Below are 18,643 nucleotides of genomic sequence, written 5' to 3'. Positions count from 1 at the left end.
GCTCGGCGGCTTCACCGGCAGGGACGACTCTGCCCCTGCCCCGACCACCAGCACACCCCGGCCCACCAGGCCCGACCTGCCCAGGCCCGGGGAGGCCGGCCGCGCCGCCAGGCCCAGCAGGCCGGCCCCGACCCGGCCGGCCTGGTGAGCGCGCATCGCCCGGTCCTGGTGATATGTGCCGGCCGGTCCTCAGGCTCGCCGGAAGCTGAGCGTCTCCCCCGCCGCCCCGTTGCGCCACAGGTCGTTGCAGGCCTCGGCCAGGTCCGTCAGGCCCTCCACCACCTGGCCCCACACGATCCCGGGCACCCACCCCACATCGCCGTTGAGCAGCAGGTTGTTGCGTTCGTAGAAGAGGGCCAGGTCGACGACCGTCGTACCGGGGCGCACCTCGCGGTCGTAGCCGTAGGCCTTGGTGCCCAACTCCGTGCCGGCGAAGGCGAAGTAACAGAGGTCGCCGGGGATGGGAGTGACGGTCGGGTTCTCCAGGGGTGGTTCCGTCGCCGCGAATGGCGGGAAAAGGGCGTAGATCTCGTTGCGGGCGTACTTTGCGTGGTAGACGTCGCCGGAGAGCGGCAGGGCGTCCCAGACGGCGGCGCAGGTCACCGGGGCCCGGTCGTCCAGGAGCCGGGCCGTGGCGCTGACCCCGCGTTTGACCAGCGAGACTTCGATGTGTCGATCGGCCATGTAATCCATGGTGCATATGTCGGTTGCGCTCGGGTAGCCGCGCCGCCATGGCTCCACCACTTGGGAACGAGACAAACACATCTGGGTATGAATCCAGACACACCCGGCGTGCGGTGCTCGCGGGTGCCGCAGCCGTCGGCGCCCTCGCCGCCGTCGGCTGCACGCGCGTGGCCACCGCCTCCGGCACCAACGGCGGTGACCTGCTGCAGCGGTTGCGCGCCCAGGGGGTCGTACGGCTCGGGATCGCCGGTGAGATCCCCTTCGGGTACATCGACAAGGACGGCCATCTCACCGGTGAGGCACCGGAGCTGGCGAAGGCGATCTTCAAGCGGCTCGGGGTCGACGAGGTGCAGCCGGTGCCGACCGAGTTCGGTTCGCTGATCCCGGGGCTGAACTCGCAGCAGTTCGATGTCGTGGCCGCCGGGATGTACGTCAATCCCGACCGCTGCGCGCAGGTGATCTTCGCCGACCCCGACTACCAGATGCTCGACTCCTTCGTCGTGCGGAAGGGGAATCCCAAGGGGCTGCACGACTACAAGGACGTCGTCGCCAAGAAGGCCAAGTTCGCCACCGGGACCGGGTACGCGGAGATCCAGTACGCGGTCGAGGCGGGGTACAAGGAGAGCGACATCCTGATCGTGCCGGACCAGGTCGCCGGGCTGAACGCCGTGGAGGCCGGGCGGGTCGACGTCTTCGCCGGGACCGCGGTCACCGTCCGTGACGTCGTGAAGAAGTCGGCCAAGGCCGAGGCGACCAAGCCCTTCGCCCCGCTCGTCGGCGGCAAACCGCATGTGGACGGGGGCGCGTTCGCGTTCCGGTCGGCCGAGACCAAACTGCGCGACGCCTTCAACGTGGAGCTGCGCAAGCTGAAGAAGAGCGGCGAACTGCTCCGGATCCTGAGCCCGTTCGGCTTCACCAACGCCGAGATGACCGACCTGACGGCGAAGGAGCTGTGCGCGGGATGACCTCGGGACTGTGGGATCTCGTACTCAAGGGCGTGTGGACCACCGTCCAACTGCTGGTGCTGAGCGGGTTGTTGATGACGGCGGTGGCCTTCGTGGTGGGCGTGGCGCGGACGAACCGGCACTGGTTCGTGCGGTTCCTCGCCGGCCTGTACACCGAGGTGTTCCGTGGCACCTCGGCACTGGTGATGATCTTCTGGGTGTTCTTCGTGCTGCCGGTCGCCTTCGGCTGGCAGCTGGTGCCACTGTGGGCGGGCACCCTCGCGCTCGGGCTGACATACGGCGCGTACGGCGCGGAGATCGTGCGCGGGGCGCTGAACGCGGTCGACCCGGCGCAGAAGGAGGGCGGCATCGCGCTCAGCTTCACGCCCTGGCAGCGGCTGCGGCTGATCCTGCTGCCGCAGGCGGTGCCGGAGATGATCCCGTCCTTCTGCAACCTGCTCGTCGAACTCCTCAAGGGCACAGCGCTGGTGTCGATCACCGGCATGGGTGACCTGGCGTTCAGCGGGAACCTGGTGCGGCTCGCGTTGCAGGAGAGCGCGCACATCTACACGTATCTGCTGCTGATCTACTTCGTGATCGCGTTCGTCATCACCCGGCTGATGCGCGGTCTGGAGAAACGGCTGAAGGCAGGGATCGGCAAGGACCCGGGGACCGAGCGCCAGGCGCGTGAGCTCAAGCGCGCCGAGACGACCGGGGTCGGAGCGGCGGGCGGTGGTGTCGCGTGAAGTGGGACTGGATTGCCGTCAGCGACTTCATGCCGCACTTCTGGGACGGCCTGCTGGTCACCCTGCAGGCGCTGGTCCTCGGTTCGCTGATCTCGTTCTCGCTGGGGCTGGTGTGGACGCTGCTGCTGCGGACACCGACCAGGTGGGTGCGCTGGCCGGTGGGCGTGGTGACCGAGTTCGTACGGAACACCCCGCTGCTGGTGCAGCTGTTCTTCCTGTTCTACGTGCTGCCCGAGTGGGGGCTGACGTTCTCCGCGCTGACCACCGGTGTCTTCGCGATCGGCCTGCACTACTCGACGTACACCATGCAGGTCTACCGGGCCGGTATCGAGGCCGTGCCCGTCGGCCAGTGGGAGGCGGCGACGGCGCTCAGCCTGTCGGCGCGGCGGACCTGGTTCGCGGTCATCCTGCCGCAGGCGCTGCGCCGGGTCGTGCCGCCGCTGGGCAACTACGTGATCTCGATGCTCAAGGACACGCCGATCCTGATGTCGATCACCGTGCTGGAGATGCTCGGGCAGGCGCGGCTCTTCTCCCAGCAGCACTTCCAGTTCACCGAGCCGGTGACGGTGATCGGCGTCGCCTTCATCGTCATCTCCTACCTCGCCTCCCTTCTTCTGCGCACCCTGGAGCGTCGCCTTGTCCGTTGACACCAGCAAGCAGCCGAGTACCACCGGTACGACGTCCGACGAGCTGATCCGCATCGAGGGGGTGACCAAGCGGTTCGGGGACAACACCGTCCTCGACGGGCTCGACCTCACCGTGCAGGCGGGCCGGCACGTCACCCTGATCGGGCCCTCCGGCTCCGGCAAGACCACGATCCTGCGGCTGCTGATGACCCTGACCAAGCCGGACGCGGGCACCATCACCGTCGGCGGACAGCGGCTCTTCCCGGCGCCGGAGAAGGAGCTGCGGGAGGTCCGCAAGCAGATTGGGATGGTGTTCCAGCAGTTCAACCTGTTCCCGAACATGACCGTGCTGCGCAACCTCACCGAGGCCCCGGTGACCGTGCTCGGCCTGTCGAAGGACGAGGCGGAGGCGCGGGCCCGGGAGCTGCTCGACCTGGTGGGCCTCGCCGACAAGTGCGACGCCCGGCCGACCCAGCTCTCCGGCGGCCAGCAGCAGCGGGTGGCCATCGCGCGGGCGCTGGCCATGCGGCCGAAGGTGCTGCTCCTCGACGAGGTGACCTCGGCGCTCGACCCCGAGCTGGTCGCGGGCGTCCTCGACCTGCTCAGGGACATCGCCCGCACCACCGACATCACGATGCTCTGTGTGACCCACGAGATGAACTTCGCCCGGGACATCTCCGACCAGGTCCTGATGTTCGACGCGGGCCGGATCATCGAGGCGGGCCCGCCGGAGCGGATCTTCAGCGAGCCCGGGCAGGAGCGGACCCGGGAGTTCCTCAGCGCGGTGCTGTAAGCGTCTCCCCACGAACCGTCGTAAAAGATTCCCTGTGCGGTGTCATGATTACGGGAAGTGAACGCCCGATCACCCGAGGTCCGGCGGTCAGCTCATTCCGCTGACATATGCCAACGGGTCTTTGCCGCAGCTGGGAGGGCCGGAAACTCCCCAACACCCCCTCCGTTTCCGGCTGCTGCCCGTTATCGTGGAGGGGATCCGCTGTCCGGATCGCGGCCCAAGCAGTGCTGCCGAGGCAGCATCGCCGAGCGAGCGCAGGGGGACCCACCGTGGCGCTGAAGCACGAGCCGACCGCCCCGTACCACTCCGCCCAGGACGCGCTGCGCGTCCTGGAGACGGTGGCAGGGCACGCCGACGGCGTCACCGACACCGAGCTGGCCCGCCGGACCGGCCTCGCCCCCGAGCGGCTGACCGCGCTGCTGCGCATGCTGCGTCGCGAGGGCTATGTCGAGCAGGTCGCCGACGGTACCTATGTCACCGGTGAGACCCTGCGCCGCCTCGGCTCCGCGCACGACCGGGAGCGCGCGCTCGGCGAGCGGCTCCAGCTGACCCTCGACCGGCTGCGCGACTCGGTCGGCGCCGCGGTCTATCTCAGCCGGTACGTCGACGGCGAGGTGCGGATCGGTCCGTACGCGGCCGGCCCGGCCACCCCCGCGGTCAACGAGTGGGTGGACTTCCGCTCCTCCGCGCACGCCACCGCGATCGGCAAGAGCCTGCTCACCCAGCTCGACCACAACGGCCGCCGCGACCACCTCTCCCGGCACAAGATGGCCCGCCTCACCTCGCGCACGATCACCAGCGACAAGCTGCTGCTCTCCCGTCTGGAGGCACAGCCGCCGACGGTTCCGGTCCTGGACCTCCAGGAATACGCGATCGGCACGGTGTGCGCGGCGGTGCCGATCACGGCCGGCTCGTCCGTGGGCTGCCTGGCCCTGTCCCTGCCGGTCGAACACGCCCACCGGCTCCGCCAGGCCGCCGACGCCCTCAACCGCAGCGCGGCCCCGGTACTGCTGTCCCTCGCGATCTGACGCCGGTCACAAGCACCCCTGCGGACCAGGTAGTATTTTCTTCGTCGCCAGCCGCGAGACACAGATCGGACGGTTCGGCGGGAGTCATGCGCCGCTAGCTCAGTTGGTTAGAGCAGCTGACTCTTAATCAGCGGGTCCGGGGTTCGAGTCCCTGGCGGCGCACGGTACCGAAGGGCCTCTCGTGGACACGAGGGGCCCTTCGGCGTCCTCGGCGGTCAGTCTGCGGTAGGTCTGCTCGCCCGGTGGCCGCCACCACACGGGGTCGGCGCACCGTACCCCTTCCCTCCGCAGGGCGGCCCGCTGGATCTTGTTGGTCGCCGTCACCGGCATCCGCTCCACCACCCGTACGAACCGGGGCGCCATCTTCGTCCCCAGATCGGGCTGGGCCAGCAGAAACTCGGCGAAGTCCAGGGGCTCGAACCGCCCGGCGACGGTCGCCATCACCTGGTCCCCGGTCACCGGATCCGGCACCCCGTACACGGCGACCGCATCCGCGCCCTCGTACCGCGCCACGATGTTCTCGATCATCGCGGCTGCCAGGTTCTCCCCGTCCACCCGTATGCGGTCATCGGTACGCCCCGCGAAGTACAGATAGCCGTCCCCGTCCCGGTAGAAGAGGTCCCCGGTCCAGTACCACCCTCCCCGCCGCCGCTCGGCCTCCGCCTCGGGGTTGCGCCAGTAGCCCTCGAAGGGGTTCGGCGCCCGGTTGACCAGCTCTCCTATCGCCTGATCCCCGTTGAGCAGCCGGCCGCCCGAGTCGAAGACGGCGGCCGGACACTCCTGCCCTGTCTCCTGATCGAGTACGACGAGACCGGGCGCCGCCCGCCCCACCGCACCGTCGGGTGTCCCCGGCGACCACTGGATCGCGGCCCCGCCCTCCGACGACCCGTACCCCTCGACCAGCCGCACCCCGAACCGCTCCTCGAAGGCGGCCGCGTCCGCGGCCCCGGCCTCCGTACCGAAGCCGAGCCGCAGCGGATTGTCCTGGTCGTCGGCGCGCGGCTCGGTGGCGAGGATGTACTGCACCGCACGGCCGACGTAGGTGAAGTAGGTCGCCCGGTACCGCCGTACGTCGGCCAGGAACCCCGACGCCGAGAACCGCCGCCGTAACGCCACCCCGGCGCCCGCCGTCAGCGCGGGCGCCCAGTCGGCGATCACGGCGTTGCCGTGGAACATCGGCATGCAGATGTAGTGCACGTCGTCGGGCCCGATCCCGAACTGCCCGGCGAGCGACCGTCCGGCCGCCGCGAGCCTGCCCTGGGAGCAGAGGGCGGCCTTGGGGGCGCCGGTGGAACCGGAGGTGAAGTAGAGCAGGATCCGGTCGCCGGGGGTGGCCCGCGAGGCGTCCGGGAAGGCGCCGAGATAGGGCGCGAGGAGTGCGCCGTAGGCCGGATCGTCGGTGACGAGGAGACGGATGCCGGGCAGTTCGAGCCCGCTGAGCAGCGGGAGATGGGCCCGCTCGGTGACCAGCACCGGGCACTCGGTGTGCAGGATGTCCCGCGCGAGTTCGGCCCCGCGCCGGGTGGGATTGACCCCGGCGACAGCCGCCCCGGTGAGAGCGGCGGCTCCCAGCCAGAGCGGGAACTCAGGGGTGTTGTCGAGAAGAACGCCCACGTGGGGCACGGCACCGGGCGGCAGCAGATCCCTCAGCAGGGCCGCGCGGGCGGCGGCACCGCCGGCCACCTCGTGATGCGTCAGCACCTGCTCCTCGAACCACAGCCCCGGCCGGTGGTCGCCCCACCGCGCGGCCACCGCCTCAGCGATCGTGCGCCCTTGGAAGGCCATGAAGAAGCAGCGTAATTGACGCTCCGTCAGATCAACACCCCGCGGCCTGATCCGTCACGCACGGAGGCAAATCGCCGGTCCCCGTCCCCATCTCCGAGAAGCCCCAATGCACACTGATCATGAAGGCCAGCGCAAACCCGATGAACACCGCGAAGAACACCACCGCGCACCCGGTACTCGCGGCCAGCCTCCCCCGCGCAGGCGGCTGTGCCGTGGCCTTCTCCGGGCTCTCCGGCAGGTAGTACACCGTCACGAAGTCACCCTCGACGACGGTCGACAGCCCACCCCTCTCGTCGATGCGGACAGCCCGCCCCTCGGCCGTGGTGAACTCGAGCACGTGATGCAGCGTGGTGCTCACGGCCGTCTCCCCGCCACCGCTGGTCGTCGCGTACGCCCGCAGACAGCGCGCCTCGGCCGTACGGCCGTGCCGCCACGTCCGGCTGATCCGGCGCGACCGCCTCAGCGTCTTGACCATCCCCAAAACCCCGAGGACGACGAAGATGCCGGGAAGGACGTAGAAGAACGCTTGCAGCAGGCCCATGGCAGTCCCCCGATTCCGAACACCGGTCCGACTGACCGGTGTGGCGGGAACGTACCCCTGCGACCTGCGGCAGGTCCTCAAGCGAAGCTCAGATCAGCCGGATGTTACCCAGTCGTCGAACGACGCCGGTCAGAACGTGACGTCCGAGCAGGCGTAGAACGCGTTGCCCGTGTCGGCGATCGTCCAGACCGCAAGGATCACGTGGTGGCCGCTCAGCCCCGACGGCAGGGTGCCGCTGCGGCTGATGGTGCTCGGCGGACGCTGGCCGTTGTAGGGGACGGTGAGGAACGGGGTGGTGTTGAGGTCCGAACGGGCGAGGGCGTGGTTCTGGTTCCAGCCCTGCTTGGTGACGTAGTACTTGAAGTCGGTCGTGGCGTGCATCGCCGTGAACTGCCAGCGGAAGGTGTACGACTGGCCGCCCGTCACCTTGGTCGTGGGCCAGGCGCCGCCCGACGGTGTGGTGGGCGAGCTGAGCTGGGCGAACCGGCTCAGCCCGCCGTTGCAGAGCTGGCCGTCGGCGGGGCCGGCCGCCGGGAAGCCCTTGGGGCCCTCGACGCTCTGCGGCTCCCACTGGATGTCACCGCAGTTGGTCACGGTGCCGTTGGCGCAGAGCTTCTGCCTGCTGATGGGGAGGCCGGTGTAGCCGTGCCCGCTGGCACCGCCGGTGGAGAGCGCGAAGGCTCCGGCGGTCGCCACACCGAGCACGACGGCCGAGATCTTGGTCCGTTTACGCATGCTGCCGCTCCTGGAGGACGTGGGGGAGGTTCCTTGAGCCGTGCAGGTCTAGACCAAGTCTCAGATTATTGCCATCAGTTGACCGTGTCCATATCAAATACATCTCCTCTCAGGGCGCGGAGTCGGAGCGCCCCGAGCAGAACGCCACCGTCAGGTCCCGCACCAGCACCTTGCGCTCGTAGTCGTCGAGTTCCACCAGGCCGCGCACGGTCAGTCGGGTCACCGTGTCCTCCACGGAGTCCACGACGGAGGCGAGCATCCCCGCCCGCTGCTGGGCGTCCAGCGCGGCGATCCGGCGGCGGTGCATGGCGGCGGCGACCTCCGGGGCGTACTCCATCCGGACCGGCTGCACGGAGAACACCTCCAGGCCGATCCCGGCCGCGTCCGTCGCCACCAGCCGGGTCAGCGCGTCCGTGGCCATCTCCACCGAACCCCGCATCCGGCCCGGCACCTCCACCGGAACCCGGGCCAGCGCGGCCTCCACGCACTCGCGCAGATACGTCTCGTGGTCGTCGACGCCGAGGACCGCCCGCGCGGTGTCCCGCATCCGCCACACCACCAGGACGACGACCCGCAGCGCGACCCCGTTGCCGTCCGCGGCCGGCATCTCCTCGCTGCGCCAGTGCCGCAGCCGGACGTCGACGCGGCGGCGCAGCAGCAGCGGGTTGACCCAGAGCAGGCCGGTGCGCCGTACGGTCCCCCGGTAGCGGCCGAACAGGCCGAGCACCCAGGCCCGTCCGGTCGCCCCGCGCGCGAGACCGGCGAAGCCGAACAGGCCGAGCGCACCGGCTCCGGCGTACGCGGCCCACTGCGCCTGACCGAGCCCCGCGCCCGCGTACGCCGGAAGGTGCAGCGCGTGCACCGCGAGCGGGGGCAGCACACCGGCCCACCAGGAGGTGGCGAGCCCCCCGGCCACCCCACCGAGCCCGGCGGCCACACCGGCCGCGCCGGGCAGCACCCGGGCGGGGCGCTCGACCAGTTCGGGGTCGACGGCGGCGACGGGCCGGGGCTTGGCCGGGGCCGGGCGGCGCAGCCGGGGTTGTTCGCCGGTGCCCTGCCGGCGGCCGACCACGGCGGGCCGCAGCGGGACCGACACCGGGTCGGGGTCGTCCCGGAACAGCAGGTGGACGGGGATCTCGGTGGTGGCCTCGTTCTGGATCAGCCGGGGCACCGGACGGCTGGGCGTCCCACTGTCCCCGCGATCCAGGGGGTTGTCCGATTCAGGGGTGTGTGCGGTCGTCGTACTCATGCCTGCCTCCAGCCTCCGCGCCAGATGCGTCACGTGATCGTCGGGTCGTTACAGGAACAGGCGGCGCCAGGTCTCCGGCCCCGGATAGCCGTCGGCCGCGCCGCCGCGCCAGCCCTGGGTGCGCTGGAACGCCTCGACGGCCCTGCGGTCCGCCTCGCCCCAGGCAGGGCCGGGGCCGTCGGTGTAGAAACGGCCGAAGCCCTTCTTGACCAGCTGTCTGCCGAGGCGGGTGACGTAGTCGTTGGTGGCGCCCGGACGGAAGTAGTTCTTGCCGGGGTAGCCGGGCACTCCGTGCGAGGCGGGGGCGGCCGGGGCCGCGACGGCGGGCTTGATGTCGTTGCCCCTTCCGGTGGCGAGGAGTTCCCAGGTGCGCGGTCCCGGCAGGCCGTCGGCTGCGGCGCCGGTCCAGCCCTGGGCGAGCTGGAAGGCCCGGGTGGCCCGCTGGTCCGAGGTGCCCCAGACCGGACCCGGGCCCTTGGGGTAGTGGCTGCCGCCGCCCCGGGCGACCAGCAGCCGGCCGAGCAGGGTGACGTACTTGTTGTCCGCGCCGGGACCGAAGTAGGCCGCGCCGGGGAACGGCACCGCCGTCCTCGCGGCCTGGGCACCCGCCGCGCCCGGGTCCGCGATCAGACCCTTGTAGCGGTAGGGGACGTATTTGGCGGAGTTGCTCCAGTAGGCGTACGGCGCGGACTGGCGGCGGGCGCGCGGGGGTGTCTGCTCGTACGCCGTGTAATAGGTGTGCGTGTAGTCCGTCCAGCCGCCGAAGATCACGACGTGGGAGCCCTTCTCGGGGTTGTCCGGGTTGTGGAAGAGCAGGATGTCGCCGGGCTGGAGCTCCGCCTTGGTGATCTTCGTGCCGAACTGGTCGAGGCTGCCCGTCCACTCGTTCCCGGTCAGTTTCCAGGCCATCGAGACATAGCCCGAACAGTCCTGCCGGTATCCGTCCGTCCAGTAGAGGGACATGCTGTACGGCACCTGGGCGGCGACCCAGGTCTTGGCCCGGTTGATGATCTCCGTTCGGGTGATGGGGGGTGTCGTGACCGGGCCGGGAGCGGGCTTGCCGCCGCGGCCGTGCAGGGGGGCCTTGGTGCCCTGCGGGGTGTCGGGCTCGCCGTCCCCGGGGGCGGCGGGCCGGTGAGGGGCGGGCGGGGTGCTGTGGGCCGCGGCCGTCGGGGCGCTCGCGGCGAGGGCGGCGGACGCGGCGGCGGCCACGACCAGGACCCCCCGGGCGGCCGGGTGGCCGCCGAAGCGCCCGGGCAGCGGGTACGGGCCGACCCGCCGCCAGTGGACGCATCCGGGGCATTCGCAGTCGTTCGCGGGGTCGAATTCCTCGAATACCGGGGCCGGCATGCGATTCCCCTCACACTTCGGGTGGATATGTCCAAGACTGTGCACATTGATCAGTTTCCCAACTGTCTTCCCGGTGCGCATGCTGACGGTCCGAATGATGTACGGCAGGGGGCTGACGGGGGTCCCCCTGGTGGCCGGTGGTCAGGAGCACCGTCCTGGTCCGGTAGAGTTGTCGGCGTCAGCACGCGCCGCTAGCTCAGTTGGTTAGAGCAGCTGACTCTTAATCAGCGGGTCCGGGGTTCGAGTCCCTGGCGGCGCACAGACACCCAGAAGGCCCTCCGCAGCAGCGGGGGGCCTTCTGGCGTACGCCCCGCTGATCACGCGAGGCCACTTCGGGACCATGCGCCCCCTTATGTCAACAACCGACACGGTCGATCCACCCAATCACCACACATTCCACAATGAACGCCTATGACCGGTAAACAGCGTGTTTCGCTCTTGCGATCATGCTGAGCACCGTAGAACCCTGGATGTCCAAAGTGCCGATGATTCGCGGCACTTGGGGGGTAGGTAACCGGTTGCCAGATCTGCGGGGTTGAGGGGCCCCGGTCATGAATCGGTGCCGAGGGGGGGCACCACGCAACCGGACGGTCACGGTCCGTGTCCATATCTGTGGAACGACTGTGCCCCGCCATTGACGCGCCCGACCGGGTCGAGGGGGACCTGACCGGGCGGTGGGACCGACAGACACGCGCTGACCTGCGCGTGTGGGGGGATGACTCATGACGTCGACGCCGACCGGCGCCCGGCAGGAACAGGACTACGACCCGTCACAGACCACACAGCTCCGGCTACCCGCACACCGAAGCACCACCGGCGCCCTGCACCGGATCAAGAAGACACTGCCGAGATACGACTACGAGCACTACAGCAGGCTCGCGGGCCCCCTCACCCAGCCCGACCCGAGCACGCCGTACAAAGTGCAGTACCGCTCACTGCTCTCCCAGGAACCGCACCGCCTGCGCGCCGCCCTGATGCTGGGCGCGGCGCCGCTGCTCTCACTGGTGCTGCTGGCCTGGCTGCTGCAGCCCGAGCACTGGACCCAACGCGACTACCCGGCCTACGACTTCCTGCCGGCCCTCGACATCGTGATGCTGGTGTCGATCGGCCTGATCGAGTTCTTCCGCTGTATGAACGTGCTGTCCAACGCACACGCCACCCTGGTGGCCCGCGACCCGGTCCCGGTGATCCCGGAGACCGGCACCCGGGTCGCGTTCATCACCACGTTCGTGCCCGGCAAGGAACCGCTGGACATGGTCACCCGGACCCTGGAGGCGGCGGTCCGGCTACGCCACCGTGGCCTGCTGCACATCTGGCTGCTCGACGAGGGCGACGATCCCGAGGTGAAGCAGGTCTGCGCGCGCCTGGGCGTGCACCACTTCACCCGCAAGGGCGTCGAGAAGTGGAACCAGCCCAAGGGCCCGCACCGCGCCAGGACCAAGCACGGCAACTACAACGCCTGGCTGGAGGCGCACGGCGACGAGTACGACTTCTTCGCCTCCGTCGACACCGACCACATCCCGCTGCCCAACTACCTGGAGCGGATGCTGGGTTACTTCCGTGACCCGGACGTCGGCTTCGTCATCGGCCCCCAGGTGTACGGCAACTACGACACGTTCGTCACCAAGGCCGCCGAGTCCCAGCAGTTCCTCTTCCACGCCCTGATCCAGCGCGCCGGCAACCGGTACGGCGCCCCCATGTTCGTCGGCACCTCCAACGCCGTACGGATCAGGGCGATCAAGCAGGTCGGCGGGCTGTACGACTCGATCACCGAGGACATGGCCACCGGCTTCGAGATCCACCGCACCAGGAACCCGGCCACGGGGAAGAAATGGCGCTCGGTGTACACCCCGGACGTGCTCGCGGTCGGCGAGGGCCCCAACGCCTGGACCGACTTCTTCACCCAGCAGCTCCGCTGGTCCCGGGGGACGTACGAGACGATCCTCAAGCAGTACTGGAAGGGTCTGTTCACGCTGTCGCCGGGCAAGCTCTTCAACTACACGATGATGATCATCTTCTATCCGATGTCCGCCCTCAACTGGATCCTCGCGGCGCTGAGTTGCGCGCTGTTCCTGGGTCTGGGCGCCTCGGGTGTGAACATCGACCCGACCGTGTGGCTGATGCTCTACGGCAACGCCTCCGCGCTCCAGATCGGCCTGTACATATGGAACCGGCGGCACAACGTCTCCCCGCACGAACCGGAGGGCTCCGGCGGTGTGGCCGGCATGGTGATGTCGGCGCTGTCCGCGCCGGTCTACGCCCGCTCGCTGATGGACGCCGTGCTGCGCCGCAAGAGCAGGTTCGTGGTCACGCCCAAGGGCGAGTCGGCCAGCCCGGACACGCTGTTCGGGACGTTCCGGATCCACTGGTTCTTCATCCTGGTCTTCGGCGGCTCGCTCGCCGCCGGCTTCGTCGGCGGCCACTCGCACCCGGCGATGCTCACCTGGGCGACGCTGGCGCTGCTCATCACAGCGGCCCCGATCTTCGCCTGGCAGTACACGCTGCGCAAGGAGAAGAGGACACCCGCGGTCGCCGCCGAGCCGGAGGACGCCGTGCCGCCCGGCTACACCCGCGCGGCGCACGCCCCGCAGCAGCGGCCCAACTGGGCGCCCGCGGGCAGCGGCGGGAACACGGAGGAGACCATGCGGATCGCGCTCGGCGGGCTGGGGGGACCTAAGGAATGAACGACAGTGCCGGCCGCCGCCGGGCTCGTCGTCTCGCGATCGGCACGGCGGTGGTTCTCGCCCTGGCCGGGATGAACGGGCCGTGGGTGTACCGCTTCGGGACCGAGGAATACCACCAGTACAAGATCAACAGACCGGAGTACAAGGCCGCGAACGGCCACTGGGACGTCATCGAGTTCCCGAAGGAGTACCGCCAGGACACCATCCACGCGGTACTCCTGCACACCGGGAAGGTGCTGCTGGTCGCGGGCTCCGGAAACAACCAGGACAACTTCGACGCGAAGATCTACGACAGCCGGATCTGGGACCCGGTCAAGGGCACGATCAAGAAGGTGCCCACCCCGGCCGACCTGTTCTGCACCGGGCACACCCAGCTCGCCAACGGCGACATCCTCATCGCCGGCGGCACCAAGCAGTACGAGAAACTCAAGGGCGACGTCAAGAAAGCCGGCGGCGTCATGATCCTCTACAACGAGAACCCCGACAAACCGATGACCCTGCCCAAGGGCACCAGGTTCACCGGCAAACGGAACGGCAAGACGTTCCTGTCCGACGACTCGGTGCTGATCCCGCGCGCGACGAAGGTCTTCGACAAGAGGACCGGCAGGTTCCTGCGGAACAACCCCGGTTACGCGCGGGTCGTCGTCGAGGCACCGAAAGAGGGCACCCGGTACGAGACCGGCACCCAGGACAACTACGGCATCGAGGGACTGACCGGCGCCGACGCACGTAACACCTACGGCATCGCCAACAAACTCGGCATGGACAAGCGGGACTTCGAAGGCATCAAGAACGCCTACGAATTCGATCCGGTCGCCGAGAAGTACATCAAGGTCGACCCGATGAACGAGGCCCGCTGGTATCCGACGCTCACCACCCTGTCGGACGGGAAGGTCCTCGGTGTCTCCGGGCTCGACGACATCGGGCAGCTGGTGCCGGGCAAGAACGAGGTCTTCGACCCGGCCACGAAGAAGTGGACGTACACCAAGTACAAGCGCCAGTTCCCGACCTATCCCGCGCTGTTCCTGCTGCAGAACGGCAAGCTCTTCTACTCGGGCTCCAACGCCGGTTACGGACCGGACGACGTCGGGCGCGACCCCGGGATCTGGGACGTGGACACCAACGAGTTCACCGAACTCTCCGGGCTCAGCGATCCGAACATGCTGGAGACGTCCGGGACCGTGCTGCTGCCTCCGGCGCAGGACGAGAAGTACATGGTGGTCGGGGGCGGTGGGGTCGGGGAGTCCAACGTGTCCACGAACAGGACACGGCTGATCGACCTGAAGGACGCCGACCCCGAGTTCGTGGACGGTCCCTCGCTGGAGAAGGGCACGCGATATCCGCAGATCTCGGTGCTGCCGGACGACTCCGTGCTGGTGTCGGGCGGCTCCGAGGACTACCGGGGGCGCGGCGACTCCGACATCAAGCAGGCGCGGATCTACAACCCTTCCGCCAACGCGTTCAAGAGGGTGGCCGACCCGGAGGTGGGGCGGAACTACCACTCCGGGTCCATGCTGCTGCCCGACGGACGCGTGATGTTCTTCGGCTCCAACCCGTTGTACGGGGACAAGGCGAACACCAAGCCGGGGAATTTCGAGCAGCGGATCGAGATCTACACACCGCCGTATCTCTACCGGGACTCACGGCCGTCGTTGAGCGGCGGGCCGCAGACCATCGCCCGGGGTGGGTCGGGAACGTTCACGTCCCAGCATGCTTCGACCATCAAGAAGGTGCGGTTGATCCGGCCGAGTGCCACCACGCATGTGACGGATGTCGATCAACGGAGCATCGCGCTGGATTTCAGGACGTCGGGGAACCGGATCACGGTGACCGTGCCGAGGAATCGGAACCTGGTGCCGTCGGGGTGGTACATGGTGTTCGTGGACGACGATCAGGGGACGCCCAGTGAAGCGCAGTGGGTGAAGGTGCCGTAGGTTCTTCTGCCGTGGCGCTCCCGCACGTGATCTTTTGCGTGCGGGAGCGTTGTGGCTTGTCGCGCCCACGCGGCGGAGCCGCATGTTGACAGCGCCCCGCGCCCCTAAGTCTCCGACCTTTGGGCCAGTTTCAAGGCGTAGGTCGGCCACCAGTTGCCTGCCTGGGGGCCGCCCTTGCACGTGCCGTCTGATTCTCCTGGGCGTTTTACCCACAGGTAGGCGTCCGCCAGGGGGTCCGCCGTCTTTGTTGTCGGGGTTTCTCCCAAAGCCCGGCCCGGTGGGTTGCACCACCGTTCGTTCGGGTTGCCTCCCGCGTAGGGGCCGTTGCCGTTCCTGCTCGTGTCGATGACGAAGTGTTTGTCGCCGACCTTCTGCGAGAGCTGCTTGCCGTAGGTGATGGAGTCCTGGGTGGAGTAGAAGTTGGAGACGTTGACCGCGAAACCGTCCGCCTCGGTGATGCCCGCCTGTTCGAGGGGCTGGTAGATCTGGTCGGGGTGGCCCCAGCCGGCGTTCCCGGCGTCCAGGTAGACCTTGGTGTTCTTCAGGGACTTGAACTTGGTGATCGCGTCGCGCAGCAGGTCGTAGCGTTCCTCGGCGAACCGGGCCTGGGTGCAGCCGTCGACGAGGTGCAGTACGGCGTCCGGTTCCAGGATCACCGTGGCGGAGCGGTCCTGGATGCCCCGGGCGACACCGTCGATCCACGCCCGGTACGCGTCGCCGTCGGCCGCGCCGCCCTGGCTGTACTGGCCGCAGTCGCGGTGCGGGATGTTGTAGAGGACCAACAGGGCCGTGCGGTCGGACTTCTGCGCGGCCTCGGTGAAGCCGCGCGCCTCCTGCTCCGGGTTCTCCGGGCCGATCCACTCCCCGGTCGGCTGTTCCGCTATCTTGCGGATCTGTTCGGCGTCGGTGTCCTTGCCTGCCTTCGCGTAGGCCTTCACCTGGCGGGCCGCGTTGGAGTCGGGGTTCACCCAGAACGGGTCCGCCTCCTTGGGCTGTTGGGTGATCGTCGCACCCGGATCCGCGGTGTCCGGCCGGTCGTCGCCGCCTCCGCCCGAGGAGCAGCCGGCGAGCAGCAGCGCCGCTCCCAGTGCCCACGCCCAGGCCGGCGGCCGGGCCCCCCTGCTGTCGTACATCCAATTCCCCCCTGGGTGCACTTGGCCAAGGTCCAATCGTGACATACCCGCCGCACTCGTCACGAGATCGCCCAGCCTTGTCGGTGAGCTGTTACAGCCGGAGTTGACGGGCGGACGGCAGGCTCGGCGAGCCCGGCGGGGCTCCGTCACGGCTCTATACGGCGGTTCCGGTGAGGTACGCGGAGACGACCACGTTCGCCGTGTAGCTGTGGGTCGTCCGGTCGAAGGTGCCGCCGCAGGTGATCAGCCGGAGTTCGGCGCGGCCCGACTCGCGGGTGCCGTAGGCCGCTTGGGCGTCGAAGTGGTCGCGGGGCAGGACCCGTACGTCGTCGATGGTGAACTCGGCGACCGTGCCGTCGGAGCGGACCACGCGGATCGTCTCGCCGGGGCGCAGGGCGCTGATCTTGTAGAAGACCGCGGGTCGGGTCTCGGTGTCGACGTGCCCGACCAGGAGCGCGGTGCCGGCCGCCCCGGGCCGGGTCCCGGAGCCGTACCAGCCGACCACACCGGGCTGGTCGAAGGGCGGTGGGTCGATCCCGCCCTGCCCGTCCAGGCCGCGGGCGACCACGGGGGCCTGCACACCCAGCTCCGGGATGTCGATGCGCTCGGGCGTGGCCGAGCCCAACGGCTTGGCGGCGGGCGGCAGTTCGGCGCCCGCCGGGCGGCCGACGGCGGCCACGTCGCCCGTGGTGGGGCCGGATACGCCGTCGGGTACCTCGGTCACCCCGCGGCCCCACAGCCACAGCCCTAGCAGCAGGATCGCCCAGGCCACGCCGGTCAGCAGCCGTCCGGTGCCGGCGGATCGTTCGGTGTCGTCGGACATTGTCGTGCCGTCTCCTCAGCGTGAGCCCCGGCTCCGTCGGGCGCCCAACAGCCCGACGGCGGCCGCGGCGAACCCGGCGAGAACGAGACCGGTGACCGCCTGCGCGGTGTCGGGGCCGGTCGAACGGGGCTCCACGGAGGCGAACGGAGCGGTACCGCCGCCGCCCGCGTGCACAGGCGCCATCGGCGTGGCCGGCAGGACGGCGGATCCGTCCGACTGCCCGGCCTGCGCCTGGGACGACTGTCCTACGACGGTGACGCTGCCGCTGACGACAGCGCCGGCGCAGGTGACCTTCACCGCGTAGGTGCCGGGGCCGATCGTGGAGCGGACCTGGCTCTCGCCGGTCAGGGTGCCGTCGTAGCCGCTGAGGCGTGCGTCCGAGACGAAGGCCGCCGAGGAGGCGGCGCCGGTCGTACCGGAACAGCCGCTCGCCCGCAGCGCCACGACGGAGCCCGGGGCCGGGGAGGCCGGGGTCACGGTGACTCCCTGGCCGTCCGCCGCATGGGCGACCGCCGGGGAGAGACCGGCGGCACAGGCCAGGAATCCGGTACAGAGAGTGAGGCGAAGAGAGCCCATCGTGAACCTCCAGATATCTGGAGGCTCCCCCGCACCGGGCGCCCCCGCATCCTCGGGGGGCGCCGTATTGCTCCGTATGGGTGAGGACAGGTTTGGTGCCGTCCGGTCAGACCCGGTCGACGAGGTCCGCGATCGAGTTCACGACCTCGGAAGGACGGAACGGATAGCGGTCGACGTCGTCCGGCTGGGTGACGCCGGACAGCACCAGGAAGGTGCGCATCCCGGCCTCCAGGCCCGCGAGGACGTCGGTGTCCATCCGGTCGCCGATCATCGCGGAGGTCTCCGAGTGGGCGCCGATCGCGTTGAGCCCCGCCCGCATCATCAGCGGGTTGGGCTTGCCGACGAAGTACGGCTCCTTCCCGGTCGCTGCGGTGATCAGCGCGGCGACCGAGCCGGTGGCGGGCAGGTCGCCCTCGGCGGACGGGCCGACGTTGTCGGGGTTGGTGGCGATGAACCGGGCGCCGTTGTTGATCAGGCGCACGGCCTTGGTGAGCGCCTCGAACGAGTAGGTGCGGGTCTCGCCGAGGATCACGAAGTCGGGTTCGTGGTCGGTGAGGATGTACCCGATGTCGTGCAGCGCGGTGGTCAGGCCGGCCTCGCCGATGACGTAGGCGCTGCCGCCGGGCCGCTGGTCGTCAAGGAACTGGGCGGTGGCCAGGGCGGAGGTCCAGATGTTGTCCACCGGCACGTCCAGACCCATCCGGCGCAGCCGCGCGTGCAGGTCACGGGCGGTGTAGATGGAGTTGTTGGTGAGGACCAGGAAAGGCTTCTCGGAGTCCCGCAGCTTCTTCATGAAGGCGTCCGCTCCGGGGATCGGGACGCCCTCGTGGATGAGGACGCCGTCCATGTCGGTGAGCCATGACTCAATGGGCTTGCGGTCTGCCATGTGGTGCGTCTCCTGGCGTGCGGATGGCGTACATGCGGTCATACGTGAGCTGGGGGCGCCGGAACCACGGCGTACCGACGCCCCCAGCCTAGTCAGGACTGCGTGAACGCGACCCCGCCGATGCAG

Annotated in this window: 16 protein-coding genes, 2 tRNA genes and 1 pseudogene; 9 read left to right on the top strand and 10 right to left on the bottom strand. The window is 69.4% G+C overall.

What is annotated here, in order from left to right:
* Window positions 1-189: 189 nt before the first annotated feature.
* Window positions 190-684 carry a DUF3830 family protein gene (locus ACZ7OO_RS31775; protein WP_352220999.1) on the bottom strand — a complete coding sequence of 165 codons (495 nt, stop codon included), beginning with the start codon at window positions 682-684 and terminating at the stop codon, window positions 190-192.
* 47 nt (window positions 685-731) lie between these two features.
* Here ACZ7OO_RS31775 and ehuB point away from each other — a divergent pair, with 47 nt between their 5' ends.
* The 6 genes from ehuB to ACZ7OO_RS31745 all read left to right on the top strand — a co-directional run bounded on the left by ehuB (window position 732) and on the right by ACZ7OO_RS31745 (window position 4,983).
* Window positions 732-1,649 (top strand): ectoine/hydroxyectoine ABC transporter substrate-binding protein EhuB, encoded by a 918-nt coding sequence (gene ehuB, locus ACZ7OO_RS31770; protein ID WP_471510037.1) that lies wholly within the window; start codon window positions 732-734, stop codon window positions 1,647-1,649.
* On the top strand, window positions 1,646-2,374 hold the full coding sequence (ehuC, locus tag ACZ7OO_RS31765) for an ectoine/hydroxyectoine ABC transporter permease subunit EhuC (protein WP_471510035.1): 729 nt from the start codon (window positions 1,646-1,648) through the stop codon (window positions 2,372-2,374). The genes ehuB and ehuC overlap by 4 nt, the downstream gene beginning before the upstream one ends.
* Entirely contained in the window at window positions 2,371-3,021 is a 651-nt protein-coding gene (gene ehuD, locus ACZ7OO_RS31760; protein WP_471510033.1) for an ectoine/hydroxyectoine ABC transporter permease subunit EhuD, read from the top strand. The genes ehuC and ehuD overlap by 4 nt, the downstream gene beginning before the upstream one ends.
* On the top strand, window positions 3,011-3,793 hold the full coding sequence (gene ehuA / locus ACZ7OO_RS31755) for an ectoine/hydroxyectoine ABC transporter ATP-binding protein EhuA (RefSeq protein WP_471510031.1): 783 nt from the start codon (window positions 3,011-3,013) through the stop codon (window positions 3,791-3,793). Before ehuD ends, ehuA begins: the two co-directional genes overlap by 11 nt.
* A gap of 269 nt (window positions 3,794-4,062) precedes the next feature.
* Entirely contained in the window at window positions 4,063-4,821 is a 759-nt protein-coding gene (locus ACZ7OO_RS31750) for an IclR family transcriptional regulator (protein WP_471510029.1), read from the top strand.
* Between the two features lie 88 nt (window positions 4,822-4,909).
* A tRNA-Lys gene (locus tag ACZ7OO_RS31745) sits at window positions 4,910-4,983 on the top strand.
* Here ACZ7OO_RS31745 and ACZ7OO_RS31740 read toward each other — a convergent pair.
* The 5 genes and pseudogenes from ACZ7OO_RS31740 to ACZ7OO_RS31720 all read right to left on the bottom strand — a co-directional run bounded on the left by ACZ7OO_RS31740 (window position 4,949) and on the right by ACZ7OO_RS31720 (window position 10,481).
* Window positions 4,949-6,606 (bottom strand): annotated as a pseudogene (locus tag ACZ7OO_RS31740) (long-chain-fatty-acid--CoA ligase). The gene ACZ7OO_RS31745 and the pseudogene ACZ7OO_RS31740 sit on opposite strands and share 35 nt — an antisense overlap.
* 31 nt (window positions 6,607-6,637) lie before the next feature.
* Window positions 6,638-6,964: a DUF3592 domain-containing protein gene (locus ACZ7OO_RS31735; protein ID WP_471510027.1), complete on the bottom strand. Its 327-nt coding sequence runs from the start codon at window positions 6,962-6,964 to the stop codon at window positions 6,638-6,640.
* 312 nt (window positions 6,965-7,276) lie between these two features.
* Window positions 7,277-7,882: a lytic polysaccharide monooxygenase auxiliary activity family 9 protein gene (locus tag ACZ7OO_RS31730; protein WP_471510025.1), complete on the bottom strand. Its 606-nt coding sequence runs from the start codon at window positions 7,880-7,882 to the stop codon at window positions 7,277-7,279.
* 109 nt (window positions 7,883-7,991) lie between these two features.
* Window positions 7,992-9,131 (bottom strand): SPFH domain-containing protein, encoded by a 1,140-nt coding sequence (locus tag ACZ7OO_RS31725; protein ID WP_471510023.1) that lies wholly within the window; start codon window positions 9,129-9,131, stop codon window positions 7,992-7,994.
* A 48-nt stretch (window positions 9,132-9,179) separates the two neighbouring features.
* A complete protein-coding gene (locus ACZ7OO_RS31720; RefSeq protein WP_471510021.1) occupies window positions 9,180-10,481 on the bottom strand; it encodes a peptidoglycan-binding protein in 1,302 nt (433 codons plus the stop codon).
* A gap of 185 nt (window positions 10,482-10,666) precedes the next feature.
* Between ACZ7OO_RS31720 and ACZ7OO_RS31715 the strand changes: the two genes are divergently transcribed.
* The 3 genes from ACZ7OO_RS31715 (at window position 10,667) to glxA (ending at window position 15,099) form a co-directional block, all read left to right on the top strand.
* Window positions 10,667-10,740 (top strand) — tRNA-Lys (locus tag ACZ7OO_RS31715).
* A 463-nt stretch (window positions 10,741-11,203) separates the two neighbouring features.
* A complete protein-coding gene (locus ACZ7OO_RS31710; protein ID WP_471510019.1) occupies window positions 11,204-13,165 on the top strand; it encodes a glycosyltransferase family 2 protein in 1,962 nt (653 codons plus the stop codon).
* Window positions 13,162-15,099 (top strand): radical copper oxidase GlxA, encoded by a 1,938-nt coding sequence (glxA, locus tag ACZ7OO_RS31705; protein ID WP_471510017.1) that lies wholly within the window; start codon window positions 13,162-13,164, stop codon window positions 15,097-15,099. The genes ACZ7OO_RS31710 and glxA overlap by 4 nt, the downstream gene beginning before the upstream one ends.
* A 104-nt stretch (window positions 15,100-15,203) precedes the next feature.
* Here glxA and ACZ7OO_RS31700 read toward each other — a convergent pair whose 3' ends face one another.
* The 4 genes from ACZ7OO_RS31700 to ACZ7OO_RS31685 all read right to left on the bottom strand — a co-directional run bounded on the left by ACZ7OO_RS31700 (window position 15,204) and on the right by ACZ7OO_RS31685 (window position 18,517).
* A complete protein-coding gene (locus ACZ7OO_RS31700; protein WP_471510015.1) occupies window positions 15,204-16,232 on the bottom strand; it encodes a glycoside hydrolase family 6 protein in 1,029 nt (342 codons plus the stop codon).
* A gap of 154 nt (window positions 16,233-16,386) precedes the next feature.
* On the bottom strand, window positions 16,387-17,055 hold the full coding sequence (locus ACZ7OO_RS31695) for a class F sortase (protein ID WP_471510013.1): 669 nt from the start codon (window positions 17,053-17,055) through the stop codon (window positions 16,387-16,389).
* Between the two features lie 15 nt (window positions 17,056-17,070).
* Complete coding sequence (locus ACZ7OO_RS31690) at window positions 17,071-17,631, bottom strand: hypothetical protein (protein WP_471510011.1); 561 nt, start codon at window positions 17,629-17,631, stop codon at window positions 17,071-17,073.
* A 106-nt stretch (window positions 17,632-17,737) separates the two neighbouring features.
* Window positions 17,738-18,517: an HAD-IIA family hydrolase gene (locus ACZ7OO_RS31685; protein ID WP_352220984.1), complete on the bottom strand. Its 780-nt coding sequence runs from the start codon at window positions 18,515-18,517 to the stop codon at window positions 17,738-17,740.
* Window positions 18,518-18,643: the final 126 nt, after the last annotated feature.

Source organism: Streptomyces sp. NPDC111744 (assembly GCF_055634995.1).
This window is presented reverse-complemented; position numbering and strand designations above follow the sequence as displayed.

Excerpts from the sequence above, each read along its gene's own strand:
- ACZ7OO_RS31775 (WP_352220999.1), bottom strand. The coding sequence starts at position 684 with ATGGCCGATCGACACATCGAAGTCTCGCTGGTCAAACGCGGGGTCAGC.
- ehuB (WP_471510037.1), top strand. The coding sequence starts at position 732 with ATGGCTCCACCACTTGGGAACGAGACAAACACATCTGGGTATGAATCC.
- ehuC (WP_471510035.1), top strand. The coding sequence starts at position 1,646 with ATGACCTCGGGACTGTGGGATCTCGTACTCAAGGGCGTGTGGACCACC.
- ACZ7OO_RS31730 (WP_471510025.1), bottom strand. The coding sequence starts at position 7,882 with ATGCGTAAACGGACCAAGATCTCGGCCGTCGTGCTCGGTGTGGCGACC.
- ACZ7OO_RS31725 (WP_471510023.1), bottom strand. The coding sequence starts at position 9,131 with ATGAGTACGACGACCGCACACACCCCTGAATCGGACAACCCCCTGGAT.
- ACZ7OO_RS31720 (WP_471510021.1), bottom strand. The coding sequence starts at position 10,481 with ATGCCGGCCCCGGTATTCGAGGAATTCGACCCCGCGAACGACTGCGAA.
- ACZ7OO_RS31710 (WP_471510019.1), top strand. The coding sequence starts at position 11,204 with ATGACGTCGACGCCGACCGGCGCCCGGCAGGAACAGGACTACGACCCG.
- glxA (WP_471510017.1), top strand. The coding sequence starts at position 13,162 with ATGAACGACAGTGCCGGCCGCCGCCGGGCTCGTCGTCTCGCGATCGGC.
- ACZ7OO_RS31700 (WP_471510015.1), bottom strand. The coding sequence starts at position 16,232 with ATGTACGACAGCAGGGGGGCCCGGCCGCCGGCCTGGGCGTGGGCACTG.
- ACZ7OO_RS31695 (WP_471510013.1), bottom strand. The coding sequence starts at position 17,055 with ATGTCCGACGACACCGAACGATCCGCCGGCACCGGACGGCTGCTGACC.
- ACZ7OO_RS31690 (WP_471510011.1), bottom strand. The coding sequence starts at position 17,631 with ATGGGCTCTCTTCGCCTCACTCTCTGTACCGGATTCCTGGCCTGTGCC.
- ACZ7OO_RS31685 (WP_352220984.1), bottom strand. The coding sequence starts at position 18,517 with ATGGCAGACCGCAAGCCCATTGAGTCATGGCTCACCGACATGGACGGC.